The 22458-nt window shown below is 64.5% G+C and carries 21 protein-coding genes; 8 read left to right on the forward strand and 13 right to left on the reverse strand.

The window, feature by feature from the left end; genetic code table 11:
- Nucleotides 1–14: 14 nt before the first annotated feature.
- From rodA to F3H26_RS16610, 5 genes are all read right to left on the reverse strand, one after another.
- A complete protein-coding gene (gene rodA / locus F3H26_RS16590) occupies nt 15–1154 on the reverse strand; it encodes a rod shape-determining protein RodA (RefSeq protein ID WP_149777107.1) in 1140 nt (379 codons plus the stop codon).
- Nucleotides 1151–3097, reverse strand: coding sequence for a penicillin-binding protein 2 (mrdA, locus tag F3H26_RS16595; RefSeq protein WP_149777108.1), 1947 nt, complete (start codon nt 3095–3097; stop codon nt 1151–1153). Before mrdA ends, rodA begins: the two co-directional genes overlap by 4 nt.
- On the reverse strand, nt 3094–3630 hold the full coding sequence (locus tag F3H26_RS16600) for a rod shape-determining protein MreD (RefSeq protein ID WP_149777109.1): 537 nt from the start codon (nt 3628–3630) through the stop codon (nt 3094–3096). The genes mrdA and F3H26_RS16600 overlap by 4 nt, the downstream gene beginning before the upstream one ends.
- Entirely contained in the window at nt 3623–4528 is a 906-nt protein-coding gene (gene mreC, locus F3H26_RS16605) for a rod shape-determining protein MreC (protein WP_149777110.1), read from the reverse strand. The genes F3H26_RS16600 and mreC overlap by 8 nt, the downstream gene beginning before the upstream one ends.
- A 61-nt stretch (nt 4529–4589) precedes the next feature.
- Entirely contained in the window at nt 4590–5636 is a 1047-nt protein-coding gene (locus tag F3H26_RS16610; RefSeq protein WP_005978801.1) for a rod shape-determining protein, read from the reverse strand.
- 156 nt (nt 5637–5792) lie between these two features.
- On the opposite strand from F3H26_RS16610, the gene F3H26_RS16615 reads away from it, so the two are divergent.
- Nucleotides 5793–6578 carry a 23S rRNA (adenine(2030)-N(6))-methyltransferase RlmJ gene (locus F3H26_RS16615; RefSeq protein ID WP_149777111.1) on the forward strand — a complete coding sequence of 262 codons (786 nt, stop codon included), beginning with the start codon at nt 5793–5795 and terminating at the stop codon, nt 6576–6578.
- 168 nt (nt 6579–6746) lie between these two features.
- Here the strand turns inward: F3H26_RS16615 and F3H26_RS16620 are convergent, their stop codons facing one another.
- Nucleotides 6747–8318 carry a 2-isopropylmalate synthase gene (locus tag F3H26_RS16620; RefSeq protein WP_149777112.1) on the reverse strand — a complete coding sequence of 524 codons (1572 nt, stop codon included), beginning with the start codon at nt 8316–8318 and terminating at the stop codon, nt 6747–6749.
- A gap of 287 nt (nt 8319–8605) precedes the next feature.
- Here F3H26_RS16620 and F3H26_RS16625 point away from each other — a divergent pair, with 287 nt between their 5' ends.
- Nucleotides 8606–9271, forward strand: coding sequence for an SDR family NAD(P)-dependent oxidoreductase (locus F3H26_RS16625; RefSeq protein WP_149777113.1), 666 nt, complete (start codon nt 8606–8608; stop codon nt 9269–9271).
- A 4-nt stretch (nt 9272–9275) separates the two neighbouring features.
- Here F3H26_RS16625 and F3H26_RS16630 read toward each other — a convergent pair whose 3' ends face one another.
- Nucleotides 9276–10745: an MORN repeat-containing protein gene (locus tag F3H26_RS16630; RefSeq protein ID WP_149777114.1), complete on the reverse strand. Its 1470-nt coding sequence runs from the start codon at nt 10743–10745 to the stop codon at nt 9276–9278.
- Between the two features lie 155 nt (nt 10746–10900).
- Between F3H26_RS16630 and F3H26_RS16635 the strand changes: the two genes are divergently transcribed.
- Nucleotides 10901–12559 (forward strand): NAD+ synthase, encoded by a 1659-nt coding sequence (locus F3H26_RS16635; RefSeq protein WP_149777115.1) that lies wholly within the window; start codon nt 10901–10903, stop codon nt 12557–12559.
- A 309-nt stretch (nt 12560–12868) separates the two neighbouring features.
- Nucleotides 12869–13096 (forward strand): hypothetical protein, encoded by a 228-nt coding sequence (locus F3H26_RS16640; RefSeq protein WP_223162544.1) that lies wholly within the window; start codon nt 12869–12871, stop codon nt 13094–13096.
- Between the two features lie 135 nt (nt 13097–13231).
- Here F3H26_RS16640 and F3H26_RS16645 read toward each other — a convergent pair whose 3' ends face one another.
- Nucleotides 13232–14164, reverse strand: coding sequence for an MBL fold metallo-hydrolase (locus F3H26_RS16645; protein WP_149777117.1), 933 nt, complete (start codon nt 14162–14164; stop codon nt 13232–13234).
- A gap of 139 nt (nt 14165–14303) precedes the next feature.
- Between F3H26_RS16645 and gltX the strand changes: the two genes are divergently transcribed.
- Nucleotides 14304–15629, forward strand: coding sequence for a glutamate--tRNA ligase (gene gltX / locus F3H26_RS16650; protein WP_149777118.1), 1326 nt, complete (start codon nt 14304–14306; stop codon nt 15627–15629).
- Nucleotides 15630–15698: 69 nt separating this feature from the next.
- Here the strand turns inward: gltX and F3H26_RS16655 are convergent, their stop codons facing one another.
- Nucleotides 15699–16268, reverse strand: coding sequence for a gamma-glutamylcyclotransferase family protein (locus tag F3H26_RS16655; protein WP_149777119.1), 570 nt, complete (start codon nt 16266–16268; stop codon nt 15699–15701).
- Between the two features lie 96 nt (nt 16269–16364).
- On the opposite strand from F3H26_RS16655, the gene F3H26_RS16660 reads away from it, so the two are divergent.
- Nucleotides 16365–16811, forward strand: coding sequence for an RrF2 family transcriptional regulator (locus F3H26_RS16660; RefSeq protein ID WP_005978780.1), 447 nt, complete (start codon nt 16365–16367; stop codon nt 16809–16811).
- 3 nt (nt 16812–16814) lie between these two features.
- Here the strand turns inward: F3H26_RS16660 and F3H26_RS16665 are convergent, their stop codons facing one another.
- Together F3H26_RS16665 and F3H26_RS16670 are read right to left on the reverse strand one after the other, a co-directional pair.
- Nucleotides 16815–19343 (reverse strand): ABC transporter permease, encoded by a 2529-nt coding sequence (locus F3H26_RS16665; protein WP_149777120.1) that lies wholly within the window; start codon nt 19341–19343, stop codon nt 16815–16817.
- Complete coding sequence (locus F3H26_RS16670; protein ID WP_149777121.1) at nt 19340–20035, reverse strand: ABC transporter ATP-binding protein; 696 nt, start codon at nt 20033–20035, stop codon at nt 19340–19342. The genes F3H26_RS16665 and F3H26_RS16670 overlap by 4 nt, the downstream gene beginning before the upstream one ends.
- Nucleotides 20036–20061: 26 nt before the next feature.
- Between F3H26_RS16670 and F3H26_RS16675 the strand changes: the two genes are divergently transcribed.
- Both F3H26_RS16675 and trxC read left to right on the forward strand, forming a co-directional pair.
- Entirely contained in the window at nt 20062–20727 is a 666-nt protein-coding gene (locus tag F3H26_RS16675; protein WP_149777122.1) for an arylesterase, read from the forward strand.
- A gap of 156 nt (nt 20728–20883) precedes the next feature.
- Nucleotides 20884–21309: a thioredoxin TrxC gene (gene trxC / locus F3H26_RS16680; RefSeq protein ID WP_149777123.1), complete on the forward strand. Its 426-nt coding sequence runs from the start codon at nt 20884–20886 to the stop codon at nt 21307–21309.
- 29 nt (nt 21310–21338) lie between these two features.
- Here trxC and F3H26_RS16685 read toward each other — a convergent pair whose 3' ends face one another.
- Both F3H26_RS16685 and F3H26_RS16690 read right to left on the reverse strand, forming a co-directional pair.
- A complete protein-coding gene (locus F3H26_RS16685) occupies nt 21339–21545 on the reverse strand; it encodes a cold-shock protein (protein ID WP_149777124.1) in 207 nt (68 codons plus the stop codon).
- Between the two features lie 246 nt (nt 21546–21791).
- Nucleotides 21792–22445 carry a hypothetical protein gene (locus F3H26_RS16690; protein ID WP_149777125.1) on the reverse strand — a complete coding sequence of 218 codons (654 nt, stop codon included), beginning with the start codon at nt 22443–22445 and terminating at the stop codon, nt 21792–21794.
- Between the last annotated feature and the right edge of the window lie 13 nt (nt 22446–22458).

Genomic DNA, 22458 nt, shown 5'->3' on the forward strand with positions numbered 1-22458 from the left:
GCAAGCCTTTCGGGTCAACGGGGGCGGTGGATGTGGGCGCTCTGAACGATGCCGAAGGCGGCCATCAGCACCAGCATGGCCGAGCCCCCATAGCTGACCATCGGCAGCGGCACCCCCACCACCGGGGCCAGACCCATGACCATCGACATGTTGACCGCAAAGAACAGGAAGAAGTTCAGCGAGATGCCCAGGGTCACAAGCGACGAGAACCGGTCCTTGGTGGACAGGGCGGTGACCAGGCAGAAGACAAGAATAAGCCCGTAGAGCGTCAGCAGCGTGATGCCCCCGACGAAGCCGAATTCTTCGGCCAGGGTCGTGAAGATGAAGTCGGTGTGTTTTTCGGGCAGGAAGTTTAGGCGCGACTGCGTGCCCTGCATGAACCCGCGCCCGTTCCAGCCACCGGATCCCAGCGCGATTTTCGACTGGGTGATGTGATACCCGGCGCCCAGAGGGTCGCTTGAGGGGTCGAGAAAGGTGTCGATGCGGCGGAACTGATAGTCTTTCAGCAACTGCCAGTCGGTGCCGCGACTTTTGAACACGGCGGTGACCAGGCCCACACCCGCCGCGATGACGGCCGCGAAATAGGCCCAATGCACGCCCGCCAGGAACATCAGCCCTCCTCCGGCCGCCAGCAGCAGCAGCGCGGTTCCCAGATCCGGCTGTTTCAGCACCAGCGCGGTGGGGATCAGGATCAGAAACACGGGCAGAAGCACCCAGAGCGGCCGCGACGTCTTTTCCGAAGGCAGCCAGTCGTAATAGGCCGCCAGCACCATCACCAGCGTCACCTTGGTCAGTTCGGACGGCTGCAGCCGCATGAACCCCAGGTCGATCCAGCGCTGGGCGCCCATGCCGACCGTGCCGAACAGTTCGACCAGCACCAACAGACCGACCGAGCCCAAATAAGCCAGCAAGGACATGCTGCGCCAGAACCAGATCGGGATCAGCGCCACGATGAACATGACCACAAGCCCGAGGGCGAAACGCTCCATTTGCGGTTCCGCCCAAGGGCGCCACGACCCTCCGGCGACCGAATACAGCATCAGGAACCCGGCGCTGGCCACGCTGATCAGCAACAGGGTCAGCGGCCAGTTCATGTACAGAAACTTGCGCAGCCCGGTCGGCGTGGTCTTGACGGCATATTCCAGATAGCTCATGCGCGATCCTTCTTCTCGGGCCGCGCCTTGGGACGCCGATCGCCTTCCAGGCGCTTTTGCTGTTCCTTGATACGCTCTCGATCGGCCACCGGATAGGCCTCGAGCGGGGGCGTACCCCCGTACAGTGCCTGCAGCATCACGTCGCGCGCGACCGGCGCCGCCGCCTTGGAGCCGCCGCCGCCATGCTCGACGACCACCGCCACCGCATATTTCGGGTTGTCATAGGGCGCGAAGCTGACGAACAGGGCATGGTCGCGGCGCTCCCAGGGCAGGTCTTCGTTGCGGATGACACCGGCGGCACGCTCGGCTTTGGTGATGTTGCGTACCTGGCTGGTGCCGGTCTTGCCTGCCATCCGGAACTCGTCGGCGATGATGCGGCTGCGATAGGCCGTTCCGCGACGGTCGTTCGAGACGGAAAACATCGCCTTGCGGACCTGTTCGAGGTTGCGGGGGTTCACGTCCAGCGGTTCACCCGCGCCTGTGGGCTGTTCGACGCCGTTGATGCTGCGGATCAGGCGCGGCGTGACCGTGCGCCCTGTGGCGATCCGGGCCGACATGACGGCCAGCTGCAGGGGTGATGCCAGCATGTAACCCTGTCCGATCGAGGCGTTGGCCGTGTCGCCGATCAGCCATTCCTGGCCGTGGACGCGCCGTTTCCATTCTTGGTTCGGGGCAAGACCCGCGGCCACGGCCGACATCGGCAGGTCATGTTTGATGCCCAGACCGAACTTGCGCGCCATGTCCGAGATCTTGTCGATCCCGACCCGCAGCGCCACGTCGTAGTAGTAGACGTCGCAGCTGCGCTTCAACGAGGTCTCCAGATCGACCATCCCGTGTCCGCCGCGCTTCCAGCAGTGAAACCGCCGGCTGCCCACCTTAAGGAAGCCAGGGCAATAGACGGTGTCGCCCGGACCCACGACGCCAGCCTCGAGCGCGGCCAGCGCGGTGATCATCTTGAAGGTCGAACCGGGCGGATAGGTGCCCTGAACCGTCTTGTTGGCCAGCGGGCGGTGGTTGTCCTGGGTCAGGGCCTGGTAATCGGCCACAGATATCCCTCGCACGAACAGGTTGGGGTCGAAGCTGGGAGTCGAGCTGATGGCCCGCAGATCGCCCGTCTCACAGTCGATCACGACCACGGCGGCGCTTTCGCCGGCCAGCCGGGCCTGCGCGTATTCCTGCAGGTCGGCGTCGATGGTCAGTTGCAGGTCGGCGCCGGGCTGGCCTTCGCGGCGGTCGAGTTCCCGCATGACCCGGCCGGTCGCATTGACCTCGACCCGCTTGGCGCCCGCCTTGCCGCGCAGCAGGTCTTCCTTCTTGGCCTCAAGCCCGACCTTGCCGATCTGAAAGCGCGGGATCATCAAGACCGGCTCGGGGTCTTCCATCTTGCTCAGGTCGTAGTCGCTGACCGGGCCCACATAGCCGACCACATGGGCGAAATCCTCGTAGCGAGGGTATTGGCGGGTCAGGCCGACCTCGGGCGTGACGCCGGGAAGGGCCGGGGCATTGATCGCCACTTTCGAGATGTCCTCCCATGTCACCTGGTCGGCCAGGGTGACGGGCAGGAACGGGGCCGTGCGCCGCATTTCGGTCTTGGCGCGCTCGATCTCGTCTTCCTTCAACGGGATCAGCCGCGCCAGATCGGCGATCACCTTGTCGACGTCGCCGGCGTCCTCGCGCACGATGACGATCCGGTACGAGGGCGAATTCTGCGCGATCACCTGTCCGTTCCGGTCATAGATACGCCCTCGGGTCGGCGGGATCAGCCGGATGTTGATGCGGTTCTCTTCGGCCAGCAGCCGGTATTGATCGGCCTGTTCGACCTGCATGTACCGCATGCGCGCCGCCAGCCCCCCGGCAAAGGCAAGCTGCATGCCGCCCAGAACCAGGGCCCGCCGGGTCAGGCGTTTGTGGGCCTGGCCCGTGTTCTTGGTGGGGCGTTTCATGCCTGTCCCCCCCGGATCGTCGGGTCGACCGCCGACGGGCGCCGGACGCCCAGTACGCCTTGGCCGAAGATGACGACGAGCGGATAGACCACAACGGTCAGAGCCGCCTGGACCAGAACCGGCGCCATCGCTCCCTGTTCAACCGACAGCAGCCCCAGAACGAGGCGGTTTGACAGGAAAATGGTCGAAATTACCGCCCCGACCGATGTCCATTCCGCCACGAATCCGGCATCGCGCATGCCCGGCCCGGCCGACCGAAGATAGGACGCACCCATGACCACCAGCGCTGCCAGCAGGCCCGGTGGGCGTTGCAGCAGCAAATCCTCCATCAACATGACGAACGCCACGCTGAGGGTTGGCACGTCGTCCGGCCGCCGCAGGACCCATGCAAAGGTCAGGGCGATCAGCAATTCGGGAAACGGCCAGCGATCGGGGCGGGTGTCCAATGGCAACAGGTGGAAGAACATCACCAGCACGCCCAGGGCCAGATACAGGCCCCTCATCATCCAAAGACGCGACGTGGCCCTATCCATCGGCGGCCTCGTCATCGGGAAGCAGCAGCGCTTCGGGGCGTTTCGGGCCGACAAGCCCGCCCGGATCGCGGATCGGATCGGCCGCGTGATAGCGCAGCACGCGCAGGAATTCCAGGCGTTCGAAATCCGCCGACAGGCGGACACGCAGGCGACCGCTTGGGTCTTCCGCGATCTGGCCAATCAGCAGGCCCGCCGGAAAGACGCCGCCGTCGCCCGAGGTCACCACGCGGTCGCCGGGACGCACGAGTTCGCGGTTTTCCAGAAATTCGACCACGGGAGCCGGGGTGTTGTCCCCCTGGATCAGCGCCGTCTGGCCGGACGGCTGAATGGTGGCCGGTATTGCGCTGGACGCGTCCGTCAGCAGGATCACCCGCGCCGTATCCGGCCCCACGCCCGAGATTCGCCCCACCAGCCCGATGCCATCCATCGCGGCCCAACCGTCGACGATGCCGTCCCGCTCGCCGACATTCAGCAGAACCGATTGCCGGAACGGGGAACCGCTGTCGGCCATGACGACGCCGGTGATGTAGGTCAGCCGCGGGTCGAGGCGGACGTTGTTGAGATCAAGAAGGCGGGCGTTTTCCTGTTCCAGTTGCAGCGCGGCCTCTTTCCAGGCGCGCATGCGGCGCAGTTCGCTGCGCAATTCGCGGTTCTGTTCGCTGAGCCGCTGATAGCTTTGGAAATCACGCACCAGGTTCACGGCGGCCGTCACCGGCACCATGGCCCACTCCATCGAGGGCACCACCGCATCGACCACCTGCGCCCGGAACCGCTCGACCCGGGGGCTGTCGATGCGCCAGATCAGAAAGATGCCCAGCAGGCACAAGACGACGATCCCCGTGAACAAGCGGCGCAGGGGGGTGGTATAGTCGTCGCGCTGTGCCCGGTCTTTTACCACAGGACTCCTTACCGTGCTGCTCGTGCCCGATCTTGAACCCTCGGATCAGAGGGTGCGCGCCTCAGCTTTCGTAGTCAATCGCGTGGCGCAGCTGTTTTTCGTATTCCAGCGCCTTGCCGGTGCCCAAAGCCACGCAGTTCAGGCTTTCGTCGGCAATCGACACCGCCAATCCGGTCTGTTCGCGCAGGGCCAGATCCAGATCACCCAGCAGCGCTCCGCCACCGGTCAGCATCACGCCGCGGTCCACGATGTCCGCGGCCAGATCCGGCGGGGTGGTTTCCAGCGCGGTCATCACCGCCTCGCAGATCTGCTGGACGGGTTCCGACAGCGCCTCGGCCACCTGGGCCTGGCTGATCTCGATTTCCTTGGGGACACCGTTCAGAAGGTCGCGCCCGCGGATGTGCATCGACTGTCCGCGCCCGTCATCGGGCATGCGGGCCGTGCCGATCGTGGTCTTGATCCGCTCGGCGGTGGATTCGCCCACCAGCAGGTTCTGCTGACGGCGCAGGTACGAGATGATCGCCTCGTCCATGCGGTCGCCCCCCACGCGGACCGAGCGGGCATAGACGATGTCGCCCAGCGACAGAACGGCCACTTCGGTGGTGCCGCCGCCGATGTCCACGACCATGTTGCCGGTGGGATCGGTGATCGGCATCCCGGCGCCGATGGCGGCAGCGATCGGCTCGGCGATCAGGCCCGCGCGCCGCGCGCCCGCCGACAGAACCGACTGACGGATCGCGCGTTTTTCAACCGGCGTTGCGCCATGCGGAACGCAGACGATGATCTTGGGCTTCGAAAAGGTCGAACGCTTGTGCACCTTGCGGATGAAGTGCTTGATCATCTCTTCCGCGGTGTCGAAATCGGCGATCACGCCTTCGCGCATGGGGCGGATGGCCTCGATCGAGCCGGGGGTGCGACCCAGCATCAGCTTGGCGTCCTCGCCCACGGCCAGAACCTTCTTGACGCCATCCTTGACATGGTAGGCGACAACCGAGGGCTCCGACAGGATCACGCCGCGCCCCTTGACGTAGACCAGCGTGTTGGCCGTCCCGAGGTCGATGGCCATATCCGCTGTGAACAGGCCGCCCAGATTGTCGAAGATCCCCATATTTCCCCTGATCCTGTCTGTCAGAATTTTCTACTGCCCGCGACTCGACGGTTCCGGGACGGATGACTTATAGGGTGCCACGGCGCCCGGTAAAAGGGCTGATTCCGCGTAAATCAGCGCCTTTCCGCCTTGCTGACAGGGACTTTAGAAGGCAACATGCTCTCATATCAACACATTTACCACGCGGGCAATCTGGCGGACGTGCAAAAGCACGCCTTGTTGGCATGGATGCTGGACTACATGACCCGCAAGGACAAGCCGATCAGCTATCTCGAGACCCATTCGGGGCGCGGCCTGTACCACCTCGATGCGGCCGAGGCCGTGCAGACCGGAGAGTCGGTGGCAGGGATCGGACGCGCGCTGAGCAACGGGTGGTTTGCCGAAGATCACCCGCTGGCACGCGCGTTGCGCTCGGTGCAGGCGCAGTTTGGAGAAACGGCCTACCCGGGCTCGCCGCTGATTGCGGCAAGCTTGCTGCGACCGCAGGACAGCCTGCATTTCGCCGAGCTTCATCCGCAGGAATACGCGGCGCTGAACCAGGCTCTGTCTGGGCTCGATGCCAAGACGTACAGACAGGACGGGTTCGAGCTGGCTCAGTCGGTTCTGCCGCCCACACCTCGGCGCGGGGTGATGCTGATTGACCCCAGCTACGAGGTAAAGGCGGATTATGGCCGCCTGCCGGGGTTGATTTCCAAGTATCACCGCAAGTGGAACGTGGGTCTCATCGCTCTGTGGTACCCGATCCTGACCGACGATCGGCACGCTCCGATGGTGTCGGCGCTGAAGGGTTTGGACCTTCCCAAGTCGTTCGTACATGAAGTTCGGTTCCCGCCTGCGCGGAAGGGGCACCGGATGATCGGTTCTGGCATGTTCGTGGTCAACGCACCCTTCGGGATCGAAGACGAGGCGGCGCGTCTTTCCGGCCTGTTCGCAAAGATCTGACTGCGTATCAGGGTCAAGGGTCTCCCGCCCCGTTTGACAGCATCAAAGATGCCGCCAAACGAGTTGGGCCCGGCACTGCGCCGTGGCGCAGTGCCGGGCCCAAGGCCGCTAGGTTGCGCGGCGAAGCCGGGCCGCCGCGGGCGCGGGAGCCTTGACGGGCATTTCTGTTCAGGTCAGATCCTTGTAGCTGATTTCGCGCGCATCCGCGCCCGGGCCGGCCTTTTCGCGGCGCATGATCAAGCGGTTCAGCGCGCTGATATAGGCCTTGGCCGACGCCACCACGGTATCCGTGTTCGCGGATTGGCCCGTGGCGATCATGCCGTCTTCCTCGAGGCGGACAGAAACCGTGGCTTGTGCGTCGGTACCTTCGGTTACGGCATGCACCTGGTACAGCTGCAGATGCGCCTCGTTCGGGTAGATGGCACGGATCGCCTTGAAGGTCGCGTCGACCGGTCCGTCGCCGTGCTCGGTTGCGATGACATCCTTGCCGTCGACCTCCAGTTCGACCGTCGCTTCGGCCTGACCGCCGGTGCCGCAGGTGACTTTCATCGAGACCAGCTGCAGGTGATCGTTGGTCGCGTCATCCGCGCTCATCAGCGCGATCAGGTCGTCGTCGAACACCTCTTTCTTGCGGTCGGCCAGTTCCTTGAACCGCACGAAGATGTCCTTGAGCTGGTTGTCCCCGATCTCGTAGCCGAGTGTCTCCAGCTTGTCGCGCAGCGCGGCCCGACCGGAATGCTTGCCCAGCGGAAGAGATGTGCCCGAGAGGCCGATATCCTCGGGGCGCATGATCTCGAAATTCTCGCGGTTCTTCAGCATGCCATCCTGATGGATGCCGCTTTCATGCGCGAAGGCGTTCTTGCCGACGATCGCCTTGTTGAATTGCACCGGAAAGCCCGAAACCGTCGCCACCCTGCGCGAGATGTGCATGATCTTGGTGGTGTCGATGCCCGTTTTCCACGGCATGATGTCGTTGCGGGTGCGCAGCGCCATCACGACCTCTTCCAGCGCAGTATTGCCCGCGCGTTCGCCCAGTCCGTTGATCGTGCATTCGATCTGGCGCGCGCCGCCGGCAACAGCGGCCAGGGCGTTGGCGGTCGCCATGCCAAGGTCGTTGTGGCAATGGGTGGCAAAGATCACCTCGTCGGCGCCGGGCACGGTTTCGATCAGCCTGCGGATCAGATCGGCCGACTCCGCCGGCGCGGTATAGCCCACCGTATCGGGGATGTTGATCGTGGTCGCGCCGGCCTTGATCGCAATCTCGATCACGCGGCACAGATAGTCCCATTCGGTCCGGGTCGCGTCCATCGGCGACCATTGCACGTCTTCGCACAGGTTGCGGGCGTGGCTGACGGTTTCGTGGATCTTTTCGGCCATCTCGTCCTGCGTCAGGTTCGGAATGGCGCGGTGCAGCGGCGAGGTGCCGATGAAGGTGTGGATCCGGTTCTTTTCGGCGTGTTTCACCGCCTCCCAGCAGCGGTCGATATCGGCGAAATTGGCGCGCGCCAGGCCGCAGATGCGGGCGTTCTTGGCGCGCTGCGCGATTTCCGACACGGCCTTGAAATCACCCTCGGAAGCGATGGGGAAGCCGGCCTCGATGATGTCGACGCCCATGTCGTCCAGCAGCTCGGCGATTTCCAGCTTTTCGTCATGGGTCATGGTTGCGCCGGGGCTTTGCTCGCCGTCGCGCAAAGTGGTGTCAAAGATCAAGACGCGGTCTTGGTCGGTCACGTTGGTCATGGGGGTCACTTTCTTGTCTGTCCTAAAGCCATTGGCGCGCAGGCCTCCTCCTCTGAGCGGGCGCGCCGGATGGCACGCTCAGAGGCGGATTAGGATCAGTAGGCCACGCAGAGCAGCGCCGGCGAAAGCGGCGAAAGCAAAAGGGATATCTGCGCGGTTGATCATGAGTTCGAGGTTATACACCCCGAACCGGGAATGAAAAGAAGGAAAATGCGCGGCCGCCCGATTTCGCGAAAGGATTGGAAACGGGGATTGATTGCGTGGGCAACTCCGCTAGCTGGAAGGCGATGAGAAATGCTTTGGTCATAGGCGCAAGTGGTGGGATCGGCCGAGCCGTCTGCAATGAGCTTCTGTCGCGGTCGGTTCATGTTGTCGGTCTGTCGCGGTCGGAAAATGGGCTGGATCTGATGCAGCCGGAACTGGCCGACGAGATGCTGGGCCGTGTCGAAGGGCCGTTCGACCTTGTTCTGGTGGCATCCGGCGCGCTCGAGATCGACGGCGCGGAACCGGAAAAGACCATTCGGGCGGTGTCGGCCAAGGCCATGATGGATCAATTCGCCCTGAACGCGGTTGGGCCGGCGCTGGCGCTGAAACACGCGCATCGCCTGTTGCCGCGCAACGGGCGGTCGGTTTTCACCGTGCTGTCGGCGCGTGTGGGCTCGATCGGGGACAATCGTCTGGGCGGTTGGGTCAGCTATCGCGCGGCCAAGGCGGCGGTGAACCAAATCGTGCATACGGCCGCGATCGAACTGGCCCGAACCCACAAGGATGCGATCTGCGTCGCCCTGCACCCCGGAACGGTCAAGACCCCGTTCACGCAGAAATATCTGGGCCGGCACCCTGCGGTTGCGCCGGAGGAGGCGGCGCGCAACCTGATGCAGGTCGTCGAGGGCCTGCGTCCCGAGCAGACCGGGCAGTTCTTCGACTGGGTCGGAAAACCGGTCCCTTGGTGACGTTCTACCCGTCCGACGGGGCGGCATCGGGGTCCGTTTCGGCCTCGGGCGTCTGCGGTTCAGCCTCGGCCGGCTGTTCGGCGTCGGCTTCGGTCAGTGCGCCATTTTCCCAGGTGCCTGTTTCCTCTTCCCCGTTGGCATAGCGCATCGTGCCGCTGCCCTGACGCTTGCCATTGACGAAATTGCCTTCGTACACGTCGCCGTTGGCATAGGTCGCAACGCCATATCCGGTGATCTTGCCCTCGGACCAGGCGCCCGAATATTTGAACCCGTTGGGCATCACCACCTCGCCCTGGCCGTGGCGCTGGCCGTTCAGGAAATCGCCGGTATAGACGGTGCCGTCGGCATAGGTCGCCTTGCCTTTGCCCTGGCGCACGCCATCCACCCAGTCTCCGTCATAGCTGGAGCCGTCGGCGCGGGTCAGAACACCCTTTCCGTGTGTGCGGGCGTTCTTGAACTGGCCCTTGTAGATCGTGCCGTTGGCGTAGGTGGCGGTGCCCCGGCCCTCGATCACCCCGGCAACCCAGTCGCCTTCGTACGAAGAGCCGTCCGGATAGGTGATGCGCCCCTGCCCGTCGGCCAGATCCGCCTTGAAATCGCCGACATAGACCGAGCCGTCGGGATAGGTCGCCTCGCCCAGCCCGTGAATCTGGCCGTCCTTCCATTCGCCCGAATAGATATAGCCGTCGGTGCCCGTGTAGGTGCCCTTGCCGTGGCGCCGATCGTCGACGAATTCGCCTTCGTAAATGTCGCCATTGGCATAGGTCACTTTGCCCGTGCCCTGGCGCCGGCCGTCGACCAGCGGGCCATCGTAGACGTCTCCGTTGGGCTGGGTCAGGCGTCCGGTTCCGGTGATCCGGTCCTCGGACCATTCACCCGCATAGATCATGCCGTCGGGCATCGTCAACGTGCCCTGACCGTCGCGCTGCCCGGCCTTGACGTCGCCCTCGTAGACGGCGCCATCGGCATAGGTGATCTTGGCCTTGCCCTGACGCAGGCCATCGACCCAGTCGCCGTCATAGATATAGCCTCCGGGGTCGGTCATCACGCCCTTGCCGTGGTGCTGCGCGTTTTTGAACCCGCCCTCGTACCGTATGCCGTTGGCATATGTCACGACACCGGTGCCGTTGATCGCGCCGTCCACCCAGTCGCCTTCGTAGGTGCCGCCATCGGCGAAGGTGATCTTGCCCTTGCCGTGGGGCCGGCCCTTGACGAAGTCGCCCTCGTAGACCGAGCCGTTGGCATAGCGCGCGATGCCCTTGCCCTGGATCTCGCCTTCGACCCATTCGCCGGTATACTCGAACCCGTCCGGCAGCCGGTAGGTGCCTGTGCCGTGGCGCAGACCGTTTTCGAAGGTGCCTTCGTAGACACCGCCCACGTCGTCATCGGCAACGATGACCTGGTCCTGCTGCGCCAGAGACTGGCCGGCCATGCCCATCGCGGCGATGGCAATCGAATTCCTTAGAAGCTTCATCTGCGTCCTGCCTGCCCGGTTGTCATCTGTTGGGTTCGCTCGTGCAAAACTATGACACAGCATCCGGTCGGGCAACGGGTTTTGCCGCTATGGTCTTTCACTTGCGGCCCGATCTGCTAAATGCCTTGGCAGGTGACGAGGGCAAGAGGGCAGACATGGCCGACAATTTCCGCATCACGCTGGCACAGCTGAATCCGACGGTGGGCGACATCGCGGGCAACGCCGCCAAGGCCCGGTCCGCGTGGGAGCAGGGCCGAGCGGCGGGCGCCGATCTGGTCGCACTGCCCGAGATGTTCATCACCGGCTACAACACGCAGGACCTGGTGCAGAAGCCCGCCTTTCACGCCGCCGCGATGGACGCGGTGCGGCAACTGGCCGCCGACTGCGCGGACGGGCCGGCCATGGCCATCGGCGGGCCCTGGGTCGAGGACGGCAAGCTCTACAACGCCTATCTGATCCTCGACCAGGGGCGGATCGTCAGCAAGGTATTCAAGCATCACCTGCCCAATGAAACGGTGTTCGACGAAGTGCGCCTGTTCGATGCCGGGCCGCTGGGCGGGCCCTATGCTGTCGGCAACACGCGGATCGGCAGCCCGATTTGCGAGGATGGTTGGCACGAGGACGTGGCCGAGACGCTGGCCGAAACCGGGGCCGAATTCCTGCTGATCCCCAACGGGTCGCCGTATTTCCGCGACAAGTACGATGTGCGCCTGAACCAGATGGTCGCGCGCGTGGTCGAGACCGGCTTGCCTGTGATCTATCTCAACATGGTCGGTGGGCAGGACGACCAGGTGTTCGACGGGGGCAGCTTTGGCCTGAATCCCGGTGGCGCGCTGGCCTTCCGCATGCCGGTTTTTGACGAAACGGTGGCGCAGGTCGATCTTCGGCGCGGCGAACAGGGCTGGACCATCGCGCCGGGCGCGGTCGCCGAACAGCCCGACGCCTGGGAGCAGGACTACCGCGCGATGGTGCAGGCGCTGCGCGACTACATGGCCAAGACCGGGTTTTCCAAGGCGTTGCTAGGCCTGTCGGGCGGGGTCGATTCCGCGCTGGTGGCCACGATCGCCGTCGATGCGCTGGGGGCGGAAAACGTGCGCTGTGTGATGCTGCCGTCGGAATACACCAGTGCCGCGTCGCTCGAGGATGCCGAGGCCGTCGCCAAGGCGCTGGGCGTGCGATACGACTATGTTCCGATCGGTCAGTCCCGTGCCGCCGTGACCGAGACCCTGGCCCCGCTGTTCGCGGGCCGGCCGGCCGACATCACCGAGGAGAACATCCAATCCCGTCTGCGCGGTCTGCTGCTGATGGCGATTTCGAACAAGTTCGGCGAGATGCTGCTGACCACCGGCAACAAATCCGAGGTCGCCGTGGGTTATGCCACGATCTATGGCGACATGAATGGCGGCTACAACCCGATCAAGGATCTGTACAAGACCCGGGTGTTCGAAACCTGTCGCTGGCGCAATGCCAATCACCGCGACTGGATGAAAGGGCCGGCGGGCGAGGTCATCCGCCCCTCGGTCATCGACAAGCCGCCCAGCGCCGAGCTGCGCGAGGACCAGAAGGACAGCGACAGCCTGCCTGACTATCCGGTGCTGGATGGCATTCTTGAGATTCTCGTGGACCGGGACGGTTCGATCGCCGATTGCGTCGCCGCCGGGTTCGACGAGGCCGATGCCCGCCGGGTCGAGCACCTGATCTACATCAGCGAATACAAGAGATTCCAGTCGGCGCCGGGCACCCGGCTGACCAACCGGGCCTTCTGGCTGGACCGGCGCTATCCGATCGTGAATCGCTGGCGGGATCGCGGGTGAACACCGCGACGGGGCGGTGTCTTGGGCAAAAAATACAGAATTTTGTTTGTGTGCGGGAAACAGTGCCGCTTGTCGATCCGTCATTGTGCGCCCTCTGCGGCGGAATGGGCGTTTTAGCCCCGCAAATCCTTGCTGAAATGACATTTTTTCGACATAATTTGGTACAGGTCCTGCCTTGATTGGCCGTTTCGGCCGCGTTCATCTGGACAGGCAGGGCCGGTGGCAAAGCATCCGTGGTGGGGTGCCGAACGTTAGTTGGTGGGTGTTGAGATGTTTAACGATTATGACAGGCCGCTGCATGCGCCGTGGTTGTACAAGGAAATGGAGTCGCAGCCGCAGGACTTGGACGAGGCGGGCTTGGCTGCCTCGATTGCGGATATCATGCAAGAGGAACGGCGCCGGACTCCGGCCGCAGCGATCAAGCGCCCGGAATTTCCCGACCTGCGTTCTGACGAGGAGCCCGACCCCGAGCAGTCCGCGCCGAGCCTGGTTGGGACCTTCAGGCAGAAACTGGCGGAACTGGCAGGCGCAGCCTGAGCCCGGGCAGAGTGCGTCTTGACCGAGCGTTGATAGCCGCAGAGCGGCGCCCTGCAGCCTTTGTCGTCGAACTTGCAGCCATGAAAAGATGAAAAGCCCGCGCTCAGCGTGGGCAATCCAATGGTGCGCCGTCGTTCACCCCATCATCTGATAACTGACGGGCACGAAGCGGAAGCCTTCACCGCGCGCCTCGACGAAGCCTGCCGCCGGGAACGGCATGTGATACCCGATCATCGGTATCTTGTCGGCGGCCAGCATGCCCAGAACCTTGCGCCGCGCCGCGGTCGCCGCGGCCTTGTCCATGTCGAACCGGACCTCCCATTCGGGATGAGCGAAGGACCAGACATAGTGGTTGGCCAGATCCGCAGTCAGGATCAATCGCTGACCGTTGCTTTCCAGGTGATAGACCATGTGCCCCGGCGTGTGACCGAATGCGGCCATGGCGGTGATGCCAGGGGCGACCTCGGCGCCGTCTTCGACAAAGGTCATCTTGTCCGCCATCGGCGTGACCTTGGCGGCCACCATGTCGCCGACGCGGTTTCCGGCCTCTTGCGCGGACCAGAAGTCATATTCGGTCGCGGCCGTGACATAGCGCGCGTTGGCAAAGGTCGGGGCGTCATTCGTGGTCATCCCACCGATGTGGTCGGGGTGCATGTGGGTCAGAACCACCACGTCGATGTCATCGGGCGAAACGCCGGCATCGGCCAAGGCCTTTTGAATGCCGCCCTGGCCAAGGCCCGTGTCGAACAGGATCATCTCGCTGCCGGTGTTCACCAGCGTCGGTGTGAAGAAGAACTGGGCCTTGTCGGCAGGGATGAAGTTTTCCGCCGACACTCGGGCGAATTCCTCGTCCGAGGCGCCTCCGCCAAAGATCTCCTTGGCGCCGTCCCTTGGCAGGCTGCCATCCAGCAGGGTCGTCACGGTGAGATCGCCGAGCATGAAGCTGCGGGCGACGGCCGAGTTGGCCATGGCCCCCGATCCAGCAGCGAGGACCGGTTTGACCGAGGCGGCAAGGGGCAGCGCGGCTGCGGCGCCCAAAGCGGCGCGGCGGGTGAATTTCAGTGTCATTGAACTGTCTCCCTGTGTGATCACGCGTGACGACCTAGGGTGGCCGCGCGTCCCGGCAACCCCGCGCGGCCTCGGCCGCCCAGCAATCGCTGGACAAAAACGCGCCCATGTGACAAGAGCCGCGCAACAGGAGACACCCATGACCACCACCCGTTTCGCCCCGTCGCCCACCGGTTACATTCACGTGGGCAACCTGCGCACCGCGCTGATGAACTATCTGATTGCCCGCAAGGCCGGCGGCACGTTCATCCTGCGCATCGACGACACCGATCCCGAGCGGTCGAAGGAGGAATATGTCGATGCGATCAAACAGGACCTGGAGTGGCTGGGCCTGCACTGGGACCGGGTCGAGCGGCAGTCGGACCGACTGGACCGCTATGCCGAGGCCGCCGACAAGCTGCGCGAGATCGGCCGGTTCTACGAAGCCTTCGAGACCCCGACCGAGCTGGACCTCAAGCGCAAGAAGCAGCTGAACATGGGCAAGCCGCCGGTTTATGACCGCGCCGCCCTGAACCTTTCGGAGGCCGAGAAAGAGGCGCTGCGGGCCGAGCGCGGAAACGGCGTGTGGCGGTTCAAGCTGGATCACGAGCGGATCGAGTGGAAAGACGGCATCTTGGGCGACGTGTCGATCGACGCGGCCTCGGTGTCGGATCCGGTGCTGATCCGGGGCGACGGGCAGGTTCTCTACACGCTGGCCTCGGTGGTGGATGACACCGAGATGGGCGTGACCGACGTGGTGCGCGGCGCCGACCACGTGACCAACACCGCGACCCAGATCCAGATCATCAAGGCGCTGGGCGGTAATGTTCCGAACTTTGCGCACCATTCTCTGCTGACCGGCCCGCAGGGCGAGGCGCTGTCCAAACGCCTGGGCACCCTGGCGCTGCGCGATCTGCGCGAACAGGGCGTGCAGCCGATGGCGCTGCTGAGCCTGATGGCGCGGTTGGGGTCTTCGGATCCGGTGGAACCGCGCAGCGACATGGCCGAGTTGATCGAAGGTTTCGACGTGGCCCGGTTCGGGTCGGCACCGACCAAGTTCGACGTGCAGGACCTGTTCCCGCTGACCGCCCGGTATCTGCAGACGCTGCCGCTCGAGAAGGTTGCCGACGCGGTGGCCGCGGCCGGTGTGCCCGATGAACTGGCCGAGCCGTTCTGGATGATGGCGCGCGAGAACATCACCACGCTGAACGACCTGAAGGGCTGGTGGGAGCTGTGCCGCGACGGGGCCGAGCCGCTGATCGGCGACGAAGACCGCGAATTCGTCGCGCAAGCGATGGAGCTGCTGCCCGAGGGGCCGTTTGACGGAGAGACCTGGGGCAAGTGGACGGCAGCCGTGAAAGAGGCGACCGGCCGCAAGGGCAAGGGCCTGTTCATGCCCCTGCGCAAGGCGCTGACTGGGATGGAGCGTGGCCCCGAGATGGCGACTCTGATGCCGCTGCTGCAGGTCATCCGCGCGCGCAAGTAAGCCCGCGCCCTGCGGGCCTGAGCGATTTCGAACAGATGGCAAGGCGGGCGCGAACTGTGCCCGCCTTTGTCATGCGGCCTGAACGATCTGCGCGGCGATGCGAGTCAGATGGGCATCCACCAGGTCGGTTTCCTCCGGGCGCAGTTGCTGGTGACGCGGATAGCGTGGCTCGGCCCGGTCGTTCAGGATGGGGGCGTTCCAGCCATCCGTCGTGTCAAAGAAATCCCGGACACCGGATTCACCGAAGGCGCGCAGATAGCCCTGCACGACCACGTCGACATAGCTGAGCAGGATCGGGTGGCTCCGGTTGGGATCATTCCGCCGCCGTTGCGGAACGGCATAGACCGCGATCTCGACCGCGCGCGGCAGGGGATGGCTGACCTGTTCGGTGGCCGCGATCCGGTCATAGGCCCATTCGCGTTCGTCCAGCGCGGCCCAGTCGTTCTTGGGCACATGGGCGATCATCCCGTCGATTTCGGACTGTGCGTCGGGGACCGCTGTCAGGAAGGCCACCGGGCGCAGGTCAGTGTGGCACCAGGCGCGCCGCCAGCCGCGCAGACGGGCCGGGTGCGGGTCGGGGAAGTCATGCGTGGCCAGATTCACGAGGCTGCCATAGCCAAAGAAATACGGGTCAGTCATTCACGCGCCGTCCGAAGTTTCGATTGATGTATGTCAAACCGTTTTTTTGCCGTGCGTGCAATAAGGCTGCATCTTGTTTTTCGGGGGGAGGATCTCATGCGGATCACCAAACGAACGAATATCGCGGTGCGGCTGCTGATGTATTGCGCCGCCCATCCCGACCGGCTGGTGACCAAGTCGGAAATCGCCGAGGTGTGCAACATCTCGGAAAACCACCTGGCGCAGGTGATCAACCAGCTCAGCCAGCTGGGGTATCTGAGCACGCAGCGTGGCCGGAACGGCGGTATGGAGCTGGGCCGTCCGGCCGACCAGATCCGGATCGGGTCGGTCTTCCGACATGTCGAGGGCGACCTGCCGATCGCCGAATGTTTTGCCGATGCCGACAACACCTGTCCGTTGACCGATGCCTGCCGGTTGCGCCTGGCCCTGCAGGATGCGGCCGAGGTGTTTTTTGCCTCGCTGGACGAAATCACGCTGGATGCGTTGGTCTGTGACAACGATCCGTTGTTGAAGATTCTGCAACCCGTGACTTGCGCTCGGTGATCCTCAGTCGCTGGCGCGCAGGATGCGCGCCGGGCTGACGGACAGCGGGCGCAGTGCGAAGGCAAGGCCCGCCAGCAGTGTGACGCTCAGCCCCGCCGCCACGATCCCCAGGGCTGCGGGCCAGATGACAGTGTACCGGGTGTCGAAAACATAGGTCGCCACGGCCCAACCGCCCAGCACGCCTGTCGCCAGCGCGATGCTGCCTGCGGCCAAGCCCAGCAAGGCCGAGCGCAGCGCAAAGCTGAGCAGGATCTTTCGGCGGTCCGCGCCGATGGTCTTGAGGATCGCGGCCTCGTAGCGCCGGGAGGGTTCGCCGGCGGCAGCCGCCCCGATCAGCACCAGAAACCCGGTCAGCAGAGAAACGCCCGCCCCATAGGATGTGGCCGACGCAAGCCCGGCCAACAGGCCCGAAACCCGGTCGATCGCGTCGCGCACGCGGATTGCGGTGATGTTGGGGAACTGATCGGCCAGATCGCGCAGGATGGCGGCCTCGGCGGTTTCCTCGGCATAGACGGTGGCGATGAAACTGTGCGGCGCGCCGGCCAATGCCGACGGGTTCATCGACATGACAAAGCCCATGCCGGCGGTCGAGAAGTCCACCTCGCGCAGCGATGTGATCGTGGCCGTGATGTCTCGGCCCAGGATGTTGACGGTCAGGGCGTCGCCCAGTTTCAGGCCCATCTCCTCGGCCTCTTCGGCGGCAAGGCTGATCTGCGGCGGGCCGGAATAGTCCGCCGCCCACCAGTCGCCTGCCGTGATGCGCGCGTTCTGCGGTGGACGTTCCGAATAGGTCACGCCGCGGTCGCCTTCCAGAACCCAATGATCGCCGGCCACCTCTTGCGCGGGGCGGCCGTTGATCCGGGTGATGATGCCGCGCAGCATCGGCGCGCTTTCCACCCGTGTGACGCCGGGGTCGTTTTCCAGCCGGTCCAGAAACCCGGGCATCTGGTCCTTCTGGATGTCCACGAAGAAATACGAGGGCGCCACATCGGGCAGGTTGCCCGAGATTGCGTTGCGCAGGGTTCCGTCGATCTGGCCGACGGCTGCCAGAACCGACAGGCCCAGCCCCAGCGACAGAACGACCGGGGCCGCCCCTTCGCGCGGGTCCGAAATGGCGGCCAGCGCCCAGCGCAGGGTAGGGCGGCCTCGGGTCCGCCGGGCCGACCAGTGTGCAACCCGCCGGATGGCGAAGGCCGAAAGGGCCAGCACGGTCAGGGCGCCAAGGAATCCCGCGGCCGTCCAGAGCGTCAGCCGCGTGGATCCGCTGAACACCGCGGCTGTGGCGATCAGCGCGGCAAGGGCCAAGCCCGTGGCCAGCAGGAAAGCCGGGCGCGGCAGGGCCCGGGCCGCGGACAGCGCATCGCGGAACAGGGTCGCGGCGCGGACATCCTCGGTGCGGGCAAGCGGCCAGAGCGTGAACACAAGCGCGGTCAGCAGGCCATAGAGCGCGGCCTCGAACAGCGGCTGGGGATAGAGCGCGAATACGGCAGGGACAGGCAGGCGGCTCTCGAACACCGGAGCCAGAAGAATCGGTGCCAACCCGCCCAGAACTGCGCCGGCGACGATGCCGAGCACGGAAAGAACACCGATCTGGATCAGATAGGTCTGAAAGATCGTGGCCCGGTCAGCGCCCAGGATGCGCAGCGTGGCGATGGTTTCGATCTTGCGGGCCAGATAGGCGCGCACCGCAGCCGAGACGCCGATACCGCCCACCGCCAGCCCGGACAGGCCGACCAGCACGAGAAACGCGCCCAGACGCGCCACGAATTCGGCAATGCCCGGCGCGCCGTTGCGCGCGTCTGTCCAGCGCATGCCGGACCCGTCCAGAACCTGCGCCGCTTGCGCTGATACCTCGGCCAGATCCGCGTTGGCCGGCAGGTCGAGCCGGTACTTGGTGGAAAACAGCGTGCCGGGTTGCAGCAGGCCAGAGGCGCTCAGATCCCGCGTGCGGACAAGGGTCCGCGGGCCCAGCGTGAACCCTTCGCCGGCGGCATCGGGTTCGTGGATCAATGCTGCGGTCAGTATGAAGTCCTGGGTTCCCAGCGCAAAGCGGTCGCCAATCGCCAGGCCCAGCCGTTCGATCAGAACCGGATCCATCACGGCACCGGGACGGGCGCCTTCACCATCGAGTGCGCGGGACAGCGGGATATCGGGGTTCAGGACAACCGTGCCGATCAGAGGATAGGCGTCGTCCACCGCCTTGACCTGCGTCAGCGCGCGCAGGGGGGCGGGCCCGTTTCGGGTCACGGCCATCGAGCGGAAGTCGACCACCTCGGACACCTGCGCCGCGGTTCGGTCCATCCATGCGCGTTCGGCATCGTCGGCAAAGCGATAGGTCAGTTCGATCTGGGCGTCGCCCCCCAGAAGGGCGGCGCCTTCCTGGGCCAGGCCGATTTGAATGGCTTGCCGGACGGACCCCACCGCGGCAATCGTCGCAACGCCCAGGGTCAGACAGGCCAGGAACACCCGGAACCCATTCAGCCCGCCGCGCAATTCGCGCCGGGCCAGCCGCGCGGCCTGACGCAGGCTCATTCCGCGGCCTCTTGCGCGGTGTCTTCGGTGATGCGGCCGTCGCGCAGGCGCACGACCCGGTCGCATCTTGCGGCCAGGCCGCGGCTGTGAGTGACAAGGATCAGGGTCGCGCCGTGGCGGTCGCGCAGGCCGAACAGCAGATCGACGATCGCGGCGCCGTTGGCTTCGTCCAGGTTGCCCGTGGGCTCGTCCGCCAGCAGAATTCGCGGGCGCGGCGCCGATGCGCGGGCCAGAGCGACCCGCTGCTGCTCGCCCCCGGACAGCTGAGCGGGGTAGTGATCGCGCCGGTGCGACAGGCCCACCGCATCCAGCTCGGCCTCGGCCCGGCCAAAGGCATCGCGGTGGCCGGCCAGTTCCAGCGGAGTGGCGACATTTTCCAACGCGGTCATGGTCGGGATCAGGTGGAAATTCTGAAAGACGACACCCATCGAATCGCGACGGAAGCGGGCCAGCGCGTCTTCATCCATCGTGGTCAGGTCGTGCCCCAGCGCCGTAACTCGGCCTGCCGAGGCCCGCTCGAGCCCCCCCATCAGCATCAGTAGAGACGACTTGCCCGATCCGGACGGGCCGATCAGGCCCAGAGACTCGCCCCCTCCCACCGAAAGCGTGATGTCGTGCAGGATTTCGATGGGTCCGGCATTGCCATTCAGCGTCAAAGCGGCATTTTCAAGGGTCAGAACGGGCGTGGGCATCGGGCAATCCGGTTGGAGAGATTTAGATGGGATATGGAGCGATGGGGAATTTGCGCAAGGTGCTGATGGCGGGCGCATTTGCCGTCTGCGGCTTTGCGGCCACAGCCGAGCAGGTCGTCATCGCGGCGTTGGGAGATTCGCTGACGCAGGGCTATGGGCTGATCGAGCAGGACGGGTTCGTACCGCAGCTGACCCGCTGGTTGCGGGATCACGGTGTCGATGCGCGAGTGATCAATGCCGGGGTCTCGGGCGATACCACGGCGGGCGGCGCGGCGCGGGTCGACTGGACGCTGACGCCGGAGGTCGACGCCATGATCGTGGCGCTTGGCGGCAATGACCTGTTGCGCGGGATCGAGCCGGACGTGTCGCGCGCCAATCTCGAGCGCATTTTGCAGACGGCCCAGACGGCGAGCATTCCGGTGCTGCTGATCGGGATGCAGGCGCCGGGCAACTACGGGGCGGACTACAAGAATGCGTTTGACGCCATCTATCCGGAGTTGGCCCGGAAATACGGCACCATCTTTGCGCCCAGTTTCTTTGCCGGTCTGTCGGCCGAGGGCGACCCGGACGCGGCCCGGGCATACATGCAGCCCGACGGCATTCATCCCAACTCTCACGGGGTTGCGTTGATCGTGGAAAACCTGGGCCCGGCGGTTCTGCAACTGGTCGAAGCTGTTGAAGGGGACCGCTAGGAAGTTCGTGCGATCGTACTGATGCACGGACGTTCGCGTGCTGATAGCCGTGTGCTGCCTGGTCGTGAAATACGGATGGAACGAGTTTGACGCGGCCGTTGCGCGGTCGGCCACTCGGCCTATATACATTCGAGAAGCGGAATGTGGAGGGCCGGTATGGCTGGCAAGACATTGACCTGTCTGGAATGCGGACAACTCAACCGCGTACCCGACGCAAAACTGACGGCCGGTCCCAAATGCGGGACTTGTGGCGCCGCGCTGATAACCCGCAAGGCGGTCGAGGTGGAACCGGCCATATTGGAGAAGGCGGCAAAACATGACGACCTGCCGTTGGTGGTCGATTTCTGGGCGCCGTGGTGCGGACCCTGCCGCATGATGGCGCCCGAGTTCTCGAAAGCGGCCGAGACGCTGGCCGGGCGGGTCCGGCTGGTCAAGCTGGACACCCAGAAACACCAATCGGCCGGTGCGCGGTATCGGATCCAGGGTATCCCGACGATGGTGGAATTTCAGCGGGGGAAAGAGACCAAGCGGCAATCCGGCGCGATGCGGGAGGGGCAGATCGTGGCCTGGGTGAAGGGATAGGGTGGGCCTGAGCGCCCACCCCGAGGGTATTATACCAGTTCGATGTTGTCGGCGCTTTCGCGGCCGTCACGGCCCGAACGCAGCTCGTACGTCACTTTCTGGTTGTCGGCCAAGCCGGTCAGGCCCGAACGTTCGACGGACGAGATGTGCACGAACACGTCCTTGCCGCCTGTTTCGGGTGCGATGAAGCCATAGCCTTTGGTGGTGTTGAACCATTTCACGGTGCCTGCGGGCATTCCGTGTCTCCTTGAATTGTTGCTGTCCACGGTATTGCGACAGCCCGGCGTCGTTGTCTGTATCGATAGACTGAACGCCGAGATCGGAGACAGTAGGTCGAAGTAGAAAAACGTAAGCCCTTTCCATATGACACCGCCGGGTGCGGGTGACAAGGGCGTTCTTTGGAATTCACGCAGGTCTGGGCCCAAGCAGGTCCGGTTTTGGTTGGCGACCCTGGTGTGCCGGTTCGATTTTCCCCAGATCACTCAGGTCGGCAGCTTGGCCACCGTTTCCTCCATGCCTCTTGAGGCGGGAAATATGTCCGGAAGCTCGGCCAGGATCTCGTCGATCGGATCGTAGACGGCCGAGGCGGCCTGCAGAATTTCTTCGGGTATTTCCTTTGGCGTCCGCTTTCGGCGCTGTGGTGGATCGAATTTCAGCCCGGTGAAATCGGCGATTTCCTGCTGGCGCCGCCAAATGGCCTCGTATCGAAGGCACAGAACGGGGACGTCTTCGAATGTGGCCCATCGCTGAACCTGTTCGGCCTGACGAAGGACATCGTGGCGGAACAGATCGTCGAAAGTGCCCTTGGCCGCCAAGTGGAAAAAATGATCCTCGATCCACTTGGGGCCGAAGCGCTCCAAAGCGGAATAGACCGACAGGGCCGAATCACGGGTCGAGCCGAAGCAGAAAACGACCCGAACGTTTCTTCGGCCGCGCAGGGCATCGGGGAAGTCATGGGTCTTGGTGATGGTGCCCGGTACAAGAGGTGCGTCCTGAAGGCGCGCATCGAAGATATAGTCCTGTTTCTTCCACCAGAAACGCCGGTTGCGCGCTTTGCGCAACGTGTCATAGGTCAGAGTGCTGCCCGACCGTCCGTTGCTGGCAACGACGATGCAGGGATATGGACGAAAAAACATGATTGGCCTCTGC

It is taken from the genome of Ruegeria intermedia (assembly GCF_900129345.1).
Taxonomy (GTDB): domain Bacteria; phylum Pseudomonadota; class Alphaproteobacteria; order Rhodobacterales; family Rhodobacteraceae; genus Ruegeria; species Ruegeria intermedia.

What these genes read in the sequence shown, in the direction of transcription:
- trxC (WP_149777123.1), top strand. Translation starts at nt 20,884, where the DNA reads ATGGCTGGCAAGACATTGACCTGTCTGGAATGCGGACAACTCAACCGC.
- rodA (WP_149777107.1), bottom strand. Translation starts at nt 1,154, where the DNA reads ATGAGCTATCTGGAATATGCCGTCAAGACCACGCCGACCGGGCTGCGC.
- F3H26_RS16670 (WP_149777121.1), bottom strand. Translation starts at nt 20,035, where the DNA reads ATGCCCACGCCCGTTCTGACCCTTGAAAATGCCGCTTTGACGCTGAAT.
- F3H26_RS16600 (WP_149777109.1), bottom strand. Translation starts at nt 3,630, where the DNA reads ATGGATAGGGCCACGTCGCGTCTTTGGATGATGAGGGGCCTGTATCTG.
- F3H26_RS16610 (WP_005978801.1), bottom strand. Translation starts at nt 5,636, where the DNA reads ATGGGGATCTTCGACAATCTGGGCGGCCTGTTCACAGCGGATATGGCC.
- F3H26_RS16675 (WP_149777122.1), top strand. Translation starts at nt 20,062, where the DNA reads ATGGGATATGGAGCGATGGGGAATTTGCGCAAGGTGCTGATGGCGGGC.
- gltX (WP_149777118.1), top strand. Translation starts at nt 14,304, where the DNA reads ATGACCACCACCCGTTTCGCCCCGTCGCCCACCGGTTACATTCACGTG.
- F3H26_RS16625 (WP_149777113.1), top strand. Translation starts at nt 8,606, where the DNA reads ATGAGAAATGCTTTGGTCATAGGCGCAAGTGGTGGGATCGGCCGAGCC.
- F3H26_RS16645 (WP_149777117.1), bottom strand. Translation starts at nt 14,164, where the DNA reads ATGACACTGAAATTCACCCGCCGCGCCGCTTTGGGCGCCGCAGCCGCG.
- F3H26_RS16635 (WP_149777115.1), top strand. Translation starts at nt 10,901, where the DNA reads ATGGCCGACAATTTCCGCATCACGCTGGCACAGCTGAATCCGACGGTG.
- F3H26_RS16685 (WP_149777124.1), bottom strand. Translation starts at nt 21,545, where the DNA reads ATGCCCGCAGGCACCGTGAAATGGTTCAACACCACCAAAGGCTATGGC.
- F3H26_RS16665 (WP_149777120.1), bottom strand. Translation starts at nt 19,343, where the DNA reads ATGAGCCTGCGTCAGGCCGCGCGGCTGGCCCGGCGCGAATTGCGCGGC.
- F3H26_RS16690 (WP_149777125.1), bottom strand. Translation starts at nt 22,445, where the DNA reads ATGTTTTTTCGTCCATATCCCTGCATCGTCGTTGCCAGCAACGGACGG.
- F3H26_RS16620 (WP_149777112.1), bottom strand. Translation starts at nt 8,318, where the DNA reads ATGACCAACGTGACCGACCAAGACCGCGTCTTGATCTTTGACACCACT.
- F3H26_RS16660 (WP_005978780.1), top strand. Translation starts at nt 16,365, where the DNA reads ATGCGGATCACCAAACGAACGAATATCGCGGTGCGGCTGCTGATGTAT.
- mrdA (WP_149777108.1), bottom strand. Translation starts at nt 3,097, where the DNA reads ATGAAACGCCCCACCAAGAACACGGGCCAGGCCCACAAACGCCTGACC.
- F3H26_RS16630 (WP_149777114.1), bottom strand. Translation starts at nt 10,745, where the DNA reads ATGAAGCTTCTAAGGAATTCGATTGCCATCGCCGCGATGGGCATGGCC.
- F3H26_RS16615 (WP_149777111.1), top strand. Translation starts at nt 5,793, where the DNA reads ATGCTCTCATATCAACACATTTACCACGCGGGCAATCTGGCGGACGTG.
- F3H26_RS16655 (WP_149777119.1), bottom strand. Translation starts at nt 16,268, where the DNA reads ATGACTGACCCGTATTTCTTTGGCTATGGCAGCCTCGTGAATCTGGCC.